The organism is Streptomyces sp. GB4-14, assembly GCF_022696125.1.
GTDB lineage: Bacteria > Actinomycetota > Actinomycetes > Streptomycetales > Streptomycetaceae > Streptomyces > Streptomyces werraensis.
In genome coordinates this window covers 6,203,174-6,214,912 of record NZ_RZHO01000002.1, presented here as the reverse complement: position 1 = coordinate 6,214,912, position 11,739 = coordinate 6,203,174, and the positions used below count along the sequence as shown (strand labels likewise).

Here is an 11,739-nt window from a genome sequence, read left to right as displayed (position 1 = left end):
AGCTTGATCACCTTGGAAGAGTTTGATCACCTTGTTGGAGGTACTCGTGCCCATTGCCCAGGACCCGTTGTCCGTCGAGGTGACACTTCCTCGTGAGGACGTGGCCCTCGTCACCGTCGAGGGCTACTTGGACGTCGACACGGCGACCGAGTTCCAGCACCATCTGGCGAACCAGCTGCACCACGGCCGCCGGCACTTCCTGCTGGACCTGTCGGCGGTCCCGTTCATGGACTCCTCAGGCATGAACATCATCCTGCGCGTCTACCAGGAGGCGCGGGAGCTGCCGGGGAGCGTGCACATCATCTCGCCCACCCCCGCGGTGCGCCGGATTCTCGACCTGACGGGCGTCAGCATCACCGTGCCCGTGTCGGAGAGCGTCGACGAGGCGCTGGAGCGTGTCGACCGGTCCCGGCCGGCCCCGGCCGAGCCCGAGGTCTGAGCGGGACCACCCCGCCCGCCCGGCCCCGTCGCGGGTCCGGGCGCTTTGTACGACGAGGAGGAGAGCAGACAGGTGCCGGAGCACGAAGCGGACGCGACCCACTCGACCCCTGCCCGGGAGGTCGGGGAGTTCCTGCGGCGGCGACGGGAGCAGGTGGCCCAGCGATGGGCCGACGAGCCCCTGTTCCGTACGGTGTTCACCGTCTCCCGCGACGAGGCGGTGGACGCGGGCCGGACGATCGTGGACGCGCTGGCCCAGGTGGCCGACGCGCAGCGGATCGAGGACCCGGACGCCGCGGGGTTCACCGGGGTCCGCGAGCAGCTCGCCCGGATGGGGGCGGCCCGCTCCCGCGCGGGGCTGTCCACCACCCAGGTCTCCAGCGAGCTGGCCGCGCTGCTGCCGCCGGTGGAGAACCTCCTGGTGGCCGACCTGGAGCAGGAGGACCCCGAGCGGCGGCGGGAGTGCGCCACCGCGCTGAGCGTGCTGATGGGCACGCTGCGGCTGGTCACCATGCAGACCGCACTCAGCGAGAACCAGGCCCTGATCGACCGGCAGCGGCTACAGCTGCTGGAGGTGGCGACACCCGTGATCAAGCTCTGGGACGGGATCGTGGCGGTCCCGCTGATCGGAACGCTGGACAGCGCCCGCAGCCAGGTGGTGATGGAGACGCTGCTGGACGCGGTCGTCGACCAGCACGCCCGGTTCGCGATCCTCGACATCACCGGCGTGCCGACGGTCGACTCGCTGGTCGCGCAGCACCTGATGAAGACGGTCGCCGCCGCCCGGCTGATGGGCGCCGAGTGCGTCGTCTCCGGCATCCGCCCGGCGATCGCGCAGACCATAGTCCACCTCGGCCTCGACCTCGGCACGGTCAAGACCCGCGCGAGCCTCGCCGACGCGCTCGGGTACTGCCTGAACGAGCTCGGCGCGAACATCGTGAACGCCCCGGCCGAGGGCGCGGTCCGGCGGTGAGCGAGCACTTCGCCCGCCCGGTCGCGGGCCATGTGCCGGTGCTGCGGCTCGGGGACGTGCTGCTCGTCACCCTGCAGGGCGACCTGCACGACGGCATGGCGTCCCAGCTCCAGCAGGACCTGGCCGAGACGATCGTCGCCAGCCGGGTCACGGGGGTGGTGATCGACATCTCCGGGGTGGAGATCGTCGACTCCTTCCTCGGCCGGGTGCTGGCCGAGACGGCGGCGCAGACGGAGCTGCTGGCCGCGCGGACCGTGGTCGCGGGCATGCGGCCCGCGGTCGCCATCACGCTGGTGGAGCTGGGCCTGACGTTCCCGGAACTGCGTACGGCTCTGAACACGGAGGCGGCTCTGGCGATGCTGGCGCAGCCCGTCGTGGCGAACCGGCCCGGTGGCGAGGGGAGACCGTGATGGACACCGCCGCGGACGTGGAGGCGCGGCTGCCCATCCGGTCGGACATGGACCTCGCGTGGGTGCGTCAGCACGTGCGGCAGGCCGCCACCCGGGTCGGGTTCGGTCTGGTGGACCAGACGAAGCTGGTGACGGCCGCCAGCGAGCTGGCCCGCAACACGCTGGTGCACGGCGGGGGCGGCGTGCTGGAGACGACGCGGGTCACCGCCGCCGACGGCACGGCCGGGCTCCGGCTGACCTTCTCCGACAAGGGCCCCGGGATCCCGGATCTCGAGCGGGCCCTCAGCGACGGCTACACCTCCGGCGACGGACTGGGCATGGGGCTGGGCGGGTCGCGGCGTCTGGTGCACGACTTCGAGGTGGACAGCACCCCGGGGGCGGGCACCACCGTGCGGGTGACCTCCTGGGTGTCCCGGCCGGTCCGGCCGCGCGGGGGTGCGTGATGCCGCGCGTGTGGCACGTGCCGGTGCACGACGCGACCCGGGTGCGCGACGTCCGGGTGGCGGCGGAGGAGGCCGCGGCCCATGCCGGGCTGGACGAGCAGCGTCGGGCGGCGTGCGCGCTGGTGGCCACCGAGCTGGCGACCAACCTGCTGAAGCACGCGCAGGCGGGCGAGGTGGTCGTCGACGTCGTCGACCCTGCCGTGCTGCCGGAGGGGCGGCCGGGACGGGCCGTGCAGATCACCGCCCTCGACCACGGGCCGGGCATCGCCGACGTGGCCGGCGCGTTCGAGGACGGGTTCACCACCGGCGGCTCGCTCGGGGCGGGTCTGGGGACGTGCCGGCGGATCGCCGACGCGTTCGGCCTGCACAGCGAGGTGGGCCGGGGCACGGTCGCGGTGGCCCGGGTCGGTCCCGCCACCGCCGGGCCCGTCCCCGGGGAGGACCCTGTGCGCTCTCTCGGCGTGCACGCGGGCGGCGTCAACGTGCCGTTCGCGGGCGCGGAGCTGTCCGGGGACGCCTGGTCCTGGGTGCGGTCGGGCGACCGGGTGACGCTGATGCTGGCGGACGGTCTCGGCCACGGCGCCGAGGCCGCCCGCGCCTCGGACGCCGCCGTCGAGGAGCTGCGCCACTGCGCCCGGCTGCCGCCCGCCGAGGTGCTTCAGCGGCTGCACACCGCGCTGTCCGGGACCCGCGGCGCGGCCGTCGCCGCGGCCCAGCTCGACACCTGGACCGGGCGGCTGCGCTTCGCGGGCATCGGCAACGTGACCGCGCGGCTGCGGGACGGCGGGCGCTGGCGGACGCTGCTGTCCCGTCCCGGGATCGTCGGCGCGCACCGGCCGCGCACGGTGCGCGAGGACGAGGCGGACTGGACCCCCGAGAGCCTGCTGATCCTCCACACGGACGGGCTGTCGTCGCGCTGGACGCCGCCCGCCGGCACCGGCGTTCCCCCGGCCGACCCGGCCGTGACGGCGGCCGTGGCGGTCCGCGACGCGGGCAGCGCGGCACGTCCGGTGCGGGACGACACCGCCGTGGCCGTGCTCGCCAACGTCCCGGAGGCTTCCTCATGACGCGTGCCTGGCGCATCGCGACCGTCACCGACGCGGCCCGCGCCCGGATCGCCGTGGCGCGGCTGGCCGCCGCGTGCGGGGTGCCCACCGTGGAGCGGACCCGGCTGGCCGTGTCCCTCAGCGGGCAGCTGCGGCAGTGCCTCACCAAGGGCGGCACATGGCTGCTCACCCTGGAAGGCACCGGGGGCGCCGACGGCGGTCCCGGGGAGCTGCACGTGGTGGTCGTCCCCGCCCCGGACGGCGCCGCCGGGGAGCGCACCCCGTGGACGACGGGCGTGCCCTGCCCCGAGCCCGGCCGGCTGTCCGATCCGTGCCCGGTGCCGGAGGAGGCGGACGCGCTGTCCGAAGGGCTGCTCGGGGCCGACGAGGACACGTCGGTGGTGCTGGAGGAGCTGGCCGAGCAGGAGGGTCTGGTCGCCTTCCACCGGGAGGAGCTGCACCAGACCAACCAGGGCGTCCTGGCGCTGCACGCCGAGCTGGACGCGGCGGGCAGGGCACAGCGGGAGGCGTTCGCCGCGGAGCGCCGGGCGCGCACCGAGGCGGAGAACGCGCGGCGGCGGCTCACGTTCCTCGCGGACGCCAGCGCGGTGCTGACCGCGTCGCTGAACCACGACGAGATCCTGCGCCGCCTGCCGGAGCTGCTGGTGCCGCGGTACGCCGACGGCGTCGACGTCTGGCTGTTCGACGACGAGGACGGCCGGCCGCTGCCCGCCGACCACCCGGCCGCGGCGGTGCAGGCGGCCCGCACCGGCCGCCCGCAGTACGCCGCCGACCACCCGGGCCACCTGCCGGGCGTGGAGGACCGGCCGCCGTCGGCGCTGGCCCCCGACCGGCCGCTGCTGTGCGTGCCGCTGCTGACGCCGCGCCGGGCGCCGCTGGGCGTGCTGACGCTGTCGCCCCAGGGCGAGCGGTGGGACCCGGACGACGCCGTGATGCTGATCGAGCTGGCCAGGCGGGCCGGTATCGCCCTGGACAACGCCCGCCGCTTCGAGCACAACCGGGACATCGCGGAGACGCTGCAGCGCGCCCTGCTGACGGAGCTGCCGTCGGCCCCGGGCGTGGGGCTGGCCGCGCGCTATCTGCCGGCCACGCACGGTCTGAACATCGGCGGCGACTGGTACGACGCGTTCCGGCAGCGGGACGGCAGCCTGGTCACCGTCATCGGCGACGTGACCGGGCACGGGCTGCACGCGGCGGTGATGATGAGCCAGCTCCGCACCGCGCTGCGCGCCTACGCCGTGGACGGCGACAGCCCCGGACGGTTGCTCACCCGGCTGCACGGCTATCTGCGCCAGCTCCAGCCGGACCTGTTCGCGACGGCCGTCATCGCCCGCTTCCACCCGGACGACCACACGCTCACCTGGGCCGCGGCGGGCCATCCGCCGCCGGTGCTGCGGATGCCGGACGGCGAGGTGCGCACGCTGGACGCCAAGCCGGGCGCGATGCTGGGCATCCCGCTGAGCCAGGACATCCCCGACCACACCGAGCGGCTGGCGCCCGGCTCGACGCTGGCCCTCTACACCGACGGTCTGGTGGAGCGGCGCTCCCGGGGCATCGACCCGGGCATCGAGCGCCTCGGCGCGGCTCTCGCCTCCTTCGACCGCGAAGAGCTGGACAGCGATCTGGAGGACGCGGCGGACCGCGTTCTGCAGCCCCTCCTCAGCGACTCCGAGCGCGACGACGACGTCTGTCTGCTGCTCTGCCACCTGCGCGGCTGAGGCCGCGCCGGGTCCCCCGCCCCGACGGTTCCCGGTGCGCTCCGGGACCGGGGCGGGCATCGTGGAGCTGAACAGGGGCACGCGTCAGGCATCGACGTTCCAGGCGGACCGCCTGAAGCCGCACGAAGGGATGGACATCGTGACACGACCCAGGATCCTCGTGGTGGGCGCCGGCTTCGCCGGTGTGGAGTGCGTGCGACGGCTGGAGCGCAGGCTCACTCCCGGCGAGGCGGAGCTGACGCTGGTGACGCCGATGTCCTACCAGCTGTATCTGCCCCTGCTCCCCCAGGTCGCCTCCGGGGTGCTCACCCCCCAGTCGATCGCGATCTCCCTGCGGCGCAGCGAGAAGTACCGGACCCGGATCATCCCGGGCGGCGCGATCGGCGTGGACCTGCGGGCCAAGGTGTGCGTCATCCGGACGATCGCCGGGGACATCGTCGACGAGCCGTACGACTACATCGTGCTGGCGCCCGGCAGCGTCACCCGTACCTTCGACATCCCGGGCCTCACCGACCACGCCTTCGGGCTGAAGTCGCTGGCCGAGGCCGCCTACCTGCGCGACCACGTGATCTCCCAGCTCGACCTGGCGGACGCCTGCACCGACCCGGCGGAGCGCGCCTCGCGGCTGCAGTTCGTGGTGGTCGGCGGCGGCTACGCGGGCACCGAGACCGCGGCCTGCCTGCAGCGGCTGACACACGCCGCCGTCAAGCGCTACCCGCGCCTCGACCCGGGCCTGATCAAGTGGCATCTGATCGACATCGCGCCCAAGCTGATGCCCGAACTGGGCGAGAAGCTGGGCCGCAGCGCGCAGGAGATCCTCACCCGGCGCGGCATCGAGATCTCGCTGGGCGTGTCCATCGCCAAGGCGGGCGCCGAGGAGGTCACCTTCACCGACGGCCGGGTGGTGCCGACGCGCACGCTGATCTGGACCGCCGGGGTGGTGGCCAGCCCGCTGATCGGCACGCTCGACGCGGAGACGGTGCGGGGCCGGCTCGCGGTGAACGCGGACATGCGGCTGCCGGGGCACGACGGAGTGTTCGCGCTCGGCGACTCGGCCGCGGTTCCGGACCTGGCCAAGGGCGACGACGCGGTGTGCCCGCCGACCGCGCAGCACGCGCTGCGGCAGGGCCGGCACGTCGCGGAGAACGTCATCGCCGCCCTGCGGGGCCGGCCGACCCGGCCGTACGTGCACCAGGACCTGGGTCTCGTGGTGGACCTCGGCGGCACCGACGCGGTGTCCAAGCCGCTCGGCTACGAGCTGCACGGCCTGCCCGCCCAGGCGGTGGCCCGCGGCTACCACTGGTCGGCGCTGCGCACCGGGGTGGCCAAGACCCGCGTGATGACCAACTGGCTGCTGAACGCGGTCGCCGGTGACGACTTCGTGCGCACCGGTTTCCAGGCGCACCGGCCGGGCAACCTGCGCGACTTCGAGTATCTGGACGCCTACCTGACACCGGAGCAGGTGCGGGCGCACGTCGAGGAAGCGGGCCGGGCGGCTCGGTGACCCGGCGCACGGAGGCCGGAACGACGGACGAAGCGGTGACCACGGGGGAGCGTGCGCGGGCGTGAAGGCGGCGGGACGCCGGTCGGGCACACGGCTGCGCGATCACCTGGCGGCGTCCGACCCCGGGCTGCTGCGGCTGACCGCGGGGCTGCGCACGGTGGGGGCCATCGCCCTCACCCTGGCCGTGCTGGCCCCGGCCGGCGCGGACATCACCCATCTGGTGGCGGGTGCGATGGCGTCGATGGCCGCCACCTTCTCGATCCGGGAGCGGCGGCGCGGGGCGCAGGCGGTGACGCTGGCGCTGGGGCTGCCGGTGGCGCTGGTGTCGGTGTCGCTGGGCGCGCTGCTCAGCGAGCGGGTGGTGGTGGGCGACGTCTTCTCCGTCGCCTTGGTCTTCTGCGCGGTGTACGGCCGCCGGTTCGGCGACCGCGGGACGACGCTGGGGCTGATCGGCTTCCAGATGTACTTCGTGTCCCTGTTCGTGGGCGCGACGCCCGATCGGCTTCCGGCGTGGTGGGCGGTCGTGGCGGTCGGGTTCGCGTGCAGCGCCCTGGTGCGGTTCGCCGTCGTGCCGGTGACGCCGGCCGGGCTGCTGGTGCGGCTGCGGGAGGCGTTCCGGGTGCGGCTGGCGCGGCTGGTGTCCGCGCAGATCGCGCTGCTGGACGCGGGGCCCGACGAGGCCGACAAGGCGCTGGAGGAGCTGCGCGAGCGGACCGCCCGGCTGCACGAGACGGCGCTGATGATCCAGAGCCGGCTGGAGGAGGGCACCCCCGACGAGCCGACCGCGCGCCTGGTGCAGCGGCGCGTCGCCGACGCGGAGATCGCCGCCGAGCGGCTGGGACTGCTGTTGCTGTCCGCCCGCAGCGCGGAGCGGGCGGACACCCTGACGCTGCATCTGCCGGGCGCCCCCGCGCCGGAGGTGGGGCGGCTGCCCGGCCCGGAGGAGGCGACCGCGCTGCTCCGCCGCGACCTGCGGGCGCTGCGCGCGCTGGTGCTGCGGACCGGGACGGCGGGGGCGGGCGTGGCCCAGGTGCGGAACCGGCTGCTCGGCTACCGGGACGAGGAGAACCTCCCGGCCGCCTCCGCGCCGGTACGGGACGTGTTCCGCGGCATCGGCGAGGCGGCCCGCGCGGTGATGGGCCTGCGGATCGCCCTGGACGGCCCGCAGGACGAGTCGGACGACAGTCCCGCGACGGCCAGGTCCCGGGAGGAGCTGGACGCCGAGGACGCCGCCATCGACGCCGAGGAGGCGGAGGAGTCCGAGGAGCCGAAAGGGCTGCGGCGGCCCACCACGCGCGCCGCCGTGCAGGTGTCCGTCGGCTCGACGCTGGCCATCGTCGGCGGGGAGCTGCTGTCCACGGACCGCTGGTACTGGGCGGTGCTGACCTGCTGGATCGTCTTCATCAACACCGCGTCCACCGGGGAGATCCTGGTCAAGGGCTACCGGCGGCTGCTCGGCACCGTCTTCGGCGTGGTCGCCGGGATCCTGCTGGCCGGCCTGGTCGGCGGGAACACCGTGGCGGCGTTCGTGCTGGTGCTGCTGCTGATCTTCGCCATGTTCTACACGGCGCCGTTGTCGTACACCCTGATGTCGTTCTTCGTCACGGCGATGCTGGGGCTGCTGTACACCCTGCTGCACACCTACAGCTGGGAGGTGCTGGTGCTGCGGGTGGAGGAGACGGCGCTGGGCGCGGTGTGCGGGGTGGTGGCGGCGGCGCTGGTGCTGCCGGTGCGGACGGACCGGCGCACCAACGAGCTGCTGGTGACGGTGCTCGAACGGCTGTCGGACGTGACGGACGCGGCCGTGACGCAGCTCAGCGGCGGGCCCGCGGACGAGCTGCTGGACAAGGCGCGGGAGCTGGACCAGGCGCTGGGCGACCTGCGGTCGGCCACCAAGCCGCTGACGCACCCGGTCACCCCGCTGCGCACCCGGCGCACCACCGCGCGGTACGTGGTGGCCCTGCTGGAGACCTGCGCCTACCACGCGCGCTCGCTGGCGGCGACGGCGGAACTGCTGCCCACCCACCCGTCCATCGCGGCGGACCCCCGCCTCCGGGGCGCGGCGGGCCGCACGGTCCGCAACATCGGCACGATCGCCGCCCGTGTGGCCGACGGCGAGGTCACGGCCCCCGTCGAGACGGGCGCGAGCATCGCATCGCTGCTGGCAGGCGACGACGCGTCGCGCTACGGCCGCATCACCGGCCGGGTCCTCCGCCACCTGGAGCGCCTGGACGAGGCGGTGGTGGGTCTGGCGCGGCCCTTGGACGTCCCGGTGAGGGCACCGGAGCGCTGAGCCTGCGCGCGCCGTACCGGCCCGAAGAGACGGTGGTGCGGCCGCGGAGGTATCGGGAGGGCGGACAGCCGGCTCGGGTGGCGGCTTCGGCACGACCATGGCTGCGGCCTGACCCGCGGCGTGCTCGGCCGGGGTGCCTTGTGCCGTGACGGCGGTGTCGGCCCACCGCGTGCCTGGCCGCAGCGGTCCGGTGCCGTGACGGAGACGTCCTGGGGCGGGCGGAGCCCGCCACCGCCTGGCTGAGCCGCTCCGGGCCGGAGCGCCGGAGTCTGTCGGGAGGCGACGCGCACGCCGGTGCCGCCTCCGGTTGGCGGTCGCGCCCGAGCCCCGTGCCCGCCGACGGCCGGGCACCGTGAGCTGCGAGCACCGTGCCGAAGCGGACCGCCCCGCCGGCCGGGGCGTCGGGCCGGTCGACGGGAGCGCGCCGGGCGGGCGCACTGCGCGGACGGGCTCACCCCCCGCACGCAGCCGCGCTCCCGCGGGCGCCGGGCCGCGGGTCCGTGGCACCGGGCCCCGGCGCCGGGGCACGGGGCCGGCCGCGAGGCGGTGCGCGTACGGCGCCGGGGCCCCGGATCCGAAGATCCGGGGCCCCGGCGGTGAGGGGGAGGGAGGTGGTTCAGAAGTCCGTGGGGAGGCCGCTGGCCTCGGCGATGCCTCGCAGCTCCTCGTTCTGGCGGTGGCGGTCGCGGATGATGCCGGCGATCTCGCCCAGCCGGGAGGGATCCGCCGCGGTCTCCGCGTCGGTGACCACCCGCACCGGCCCGGTGTCGTCGTCGACGTCGAGCTCGACCACCTCGTTGTCCAGGCGGCCGGTGACCGCCGTGGCGATGACCAGGGCGGCCTCGTCGCGGACCTCCTGGGGGAGTTCCTCGTCCCCGCCGTCCAGCGCGAGGTCGAGGCCCGACAGACGGTGCTCGTCGATGGCCTCGAGGACCGGCTCCACCACACGGAGCAGAAGCCGGTAGTCCTCCGTGTCCATCCGCACCCGCAGCAGGTCGAGATACACGTCCACGGGGCGGTTCTCCGGGGTGAACTCGGATTCGCTCATGGGCCTCGGGTTCCCTTCCTGCGTCGGGTCACACGGCGGCCGGTGCGGCCGCCGCGGCGGTGTCGCGTCCGTCCTGCGCCAGCCAGGCGCGGGCCGTGGCGAGCGCCCTGCCCACGTCCCGGGTACCGGTCGACACGCACAGGGTGTAGGCCAGGTCGGCGATCCGCGACTCGGGAGCGGCCGCCGGGGCCGCTGTCAGGGTCTCGTACTCGTCGACGAGACGGCGCAGCACGGTGGGGTCGGGCTTGAGCATGGGACTCGCTTTCCTGGCGGACGGTGCGGGCGGTGCGGGGCGGAGAGGGTTCAGGCGGTGGGCCGGCCGCCGCCGCGGGCGGAGCGCTGCCCGAGCACGTCGGCGCGCACACGGGCACAGCTGCGGCTGATCAGGCGGGAGACGTGCATCTGGGAGATGCCCAGCCGGTCGGCGATACGGCTCTGGGTCATGTCCTCGAAGAAGCGCATGTAGAGGATGGCGCGCTCCCGCTCCGGCAGGCGCCGCAGCCCCTCCTTGGCCGATTCGCGGTCGACCACCACGTCGTAGGAGGAGTCGGAGGCGCCGAGGGTGTCGGCGAGGCTGTAGCCGTCGTCGTCGGTGGAGAGTTCGGCGTCCAGGGACAGGGTGCTGAAGCTCTCCAGCGCCTCCATGCCCGCGGACACCTCCTCCTCGGTCAGCCCGGTGTGGGCGGCGATGTCCGCCACGGACGGCTCGGGGCTGCCGGGGTTCTGGGTGAGCTCGCGGCGGGCGACGCGCACCTTGTTGCGCAGTTCCTGGATCCGGCGGGGCACGCGCAGCGCCCACATCCGGTCCCGGAAGTGGCGCTTGACCTCGCCGGTGATGGTGGGGACGGCGTAGCTCTCGAAGGCCCCTCGGCTCGGGTCGAACCGGTCGATGGCCTTGACCAGGCCGAGGGCCGCGACCTGGCGCAGGTCCTCGATGGACTCGCCGCGGTCGCGGAAGCGGCCGGCGATCCGGTGGGCCATGGGCAGCCAGGCGGTGACGAGCTCGTCCCGGACGGCGTCCCGCTCGGGCCCGTCCTCGAGGGCCGCCAGCCGTGAGAAGAGCGTCGTGGTGTCGGGGGCGTCGTCGTGCCGCCGGCGGGTCGCGGCGGGGGTCGTTCCGGAGGAGCCGGGACGTGGTGCGGACGTGTCAATGAGCATGCGGTTCAGCTCCCGAACGGTGGTTTCAGGGATCTACCGCGGGGTGGTCGTCACGGGGACGCACGGAGGGGTCCCGGTGCGGTCGTACCACTCCCGCCGGTGCGCCTCCGGTCCGAAGCACGAACCTCCGATTGCCCCCGGCCCGGTAGAACAAACTCCACTTCTTCGCGGAAATTGCCGCGGACCTCCGCCGGGGGCCCGGAAGGGCGCCCGGGCCGCCTCAGACCAGGGAGACGAGGGCGGTGATCCGCTTGCCGCCGGCGGGCAGGTCGGACACCCGGACGTCGCGGGCCAGCCGGCACACGATGGGCCAGCCATGGCCGCCGGGGCGGCGCCGGCCCTCCCCGTCGACGGCCGGCACGGCGACGGGGAGGGCGTCGCTGCGGTCGCTGACGGACAACGTGACGCCGGGGCCGTCGACGTCGACCTCGAAGCCGGTGACTCCCCCGCCGTGCAGGATGGCGTTGGTGGTGAGCTCGGAGGCGACGAGCAGGGCGTCTGCCAGCGCCTCGGCGTCACACGGGGTACGGGTGGCCAGACAGCGTTCGGCCACCGCCCGCAGCACGGCCTCGCGCACCTCGGCGGGCCGGGACGGGCACGGCTGCCCGGCGGGCCGGTCGCCGGGCGTGTGGACAACGGGTTCGGTGAGGTGCTCCTCGCTCATGTGGCGACTCCTCGGGTCGGTGA

Annotated in this window: 12 protein-coding genes; 8 read left to right on the top strand and 4 right to left on the bottom strand. The window is 74.8% G+C overall.

The genetic code is table 11. The features are described from left to right. Positions 1–46: 46 nt before the first annotated feature. The 8 genes from ELQ39_RS29985 to ELQ39_RS29950 all read left to right on the top strand — a co-directional run bounded on the left by ELQ39_RS29985 (position 47) and on the right by ELQ39_RS29950 (position 8,846). Positions 47–439 (top strand): STAS domain-containing protein, encoded by a 393-nt coding sequence (locus ELQ39_RS29985; RefSeq protein ID WP_242595022.1) that lies wholly within the window; start codon positions 47–49, stop codon positions 437–439. A 72-nt stretch (positions 440–511) separates the two neighbouring features. Next, positions 512–1,411 (top strand): STAS domain-containing protein, encoded by a 900-nt coding sequence (locus ELQ39_RS29980; protein ID WP_225628472.1) that lies wholly within the window; start codon positions 512–514, stop codon positions 1,409–1,411. After that, positions 1,408–1,821: an STAS domain-containing protein gene (locus ELQ39_RS29975; protein WP_190003944.1), complete on the top strand. Its 414-nt coding sequence runs from the start codon at positions 1,408–1,410 to the stop codon at positions 1,819–1,821. The genes ELQ39_RS29980 and ELQ39_RS29975 overlap by 4 nt, the downstream gene beginning before the upstream one ends. Then, the gene (locus ELQ39_RS29970) at positions 1,821–2,264 is read left to right on the top strand and encodes an anti-sigma regulatory factor (protein WP_190003943.1); all 444 of its coding nucleotides are present in this window, start codon (positions 1,821–1,823) and stop codon (positions 2,262–2,264) included. Before ELQ39_RS29975 ends, ELQ39_RS29970 begins: the two co-directional genes overlap by 1 nt. Then, positions 2,264–3,331 (top strand): SpoIIE family protein phosphatase, encoded by a 1,068-nt coding sequence (locus ELQ39_RS29965; RefSeq protein ID WP_242595020.1) that lies wholly within the window; start codon positions 2,264–2,266, stop codon positions 3,329–3,331. The genes ELQ39_RS29970 and ELQ39_RS29965 overlap by 1 nt, the downstream gene beginning before the upstream one ends. Then, entirely contained in the window at positions 3,328–5,049 is a 1,722-nt protein-coding gene (locus tag ELQ39_RS29960) for a PP2C family protein-serine/threonine phosphatase (protein ID WP_190003941.1), read from the top strand. The genes ELQ39_RS29965 and ELQ39_RS29960 overlap by 4 nt, the downstream gene beginning before the upstream one ends. Positions 5,050–5,179: 130 nt before the next feature. Beyond that, positions 5,180–6,553, top strand: a complete 1,374-nt coding sequence (locus tag ELQ39_RS29955) for an FAD-dependent oxidoreductase (protein ID WP_190003978.1) — start codon at positions 5,180–5,182, stop codon at positions 6,551–6,553. Between the two features lie 61 nt (positions 6,554–6,614). Beyond that, positions 6,615–8,846 (top strand): FUSC family protein, encoded by a 2,232-nt coding sequence (locus ELQ39_RS29950; RefSeq protein WP_242595018.1) that lies wholly within the window; start codon positions 6,615–6,617, stop codon positions 8,844–8,846. A gap of 616 nt (positions 8,847–9,462) precedes the next feature. Here the strand turns inward: ELQ39_RS29950 and ELQ39_RS29945 are convergent. The 4 genes from ELQ39_RS29945 to ELQ39_RS29930 form a co-directional block, all read right to left on the bottom strand. Beyond that, entirely contained in the window at positions 9,463–9,894 is a 432-nt protein-coding gene (locus ELQ39_RS29945; RefSeq protein WP_190003939.1) for a hypothetical protein, read from the bottom strand. Between the two features lie 28 nt (positions 9,895–9,922). Further along, entirely contained in the window at positions 9,923–10,147 is a 225-nt protein-coding gene (locus ELQ39_RS29940) for a DUF5133 domain-containing protein (protein WP_242595016.1), read from the bottom strand. Positions 10,148–10,197: 50 nt separating this feature from the next. Beyond that, positions 10,198–11,052 (bottom strand): SigB/SigF/SigG family RNA polymerase sigma factor, encoded by an 855-nt coding sequence (locus ELQ39_RS29935; RefSeq protein ID WP_190003937.1) that lies wholly within the window; start codon positions 11,050–11,052, stop codon positions 10,198–10,200. A gap of 220 nt (positions 11,053–11,272) precedes the next feature. Beyond that, a complete protein-coding gene (locus tag ELQ39_RS29930) occupies positions 11,273–11,716 on the bottom strand; it encodes an ATP-binding protein (RefSeq protein WP_242595014.1) in 444 nt (147 codons plus the stop codon). Positions 11,717–11,739 lie beyond the last annotated feature (23 nt).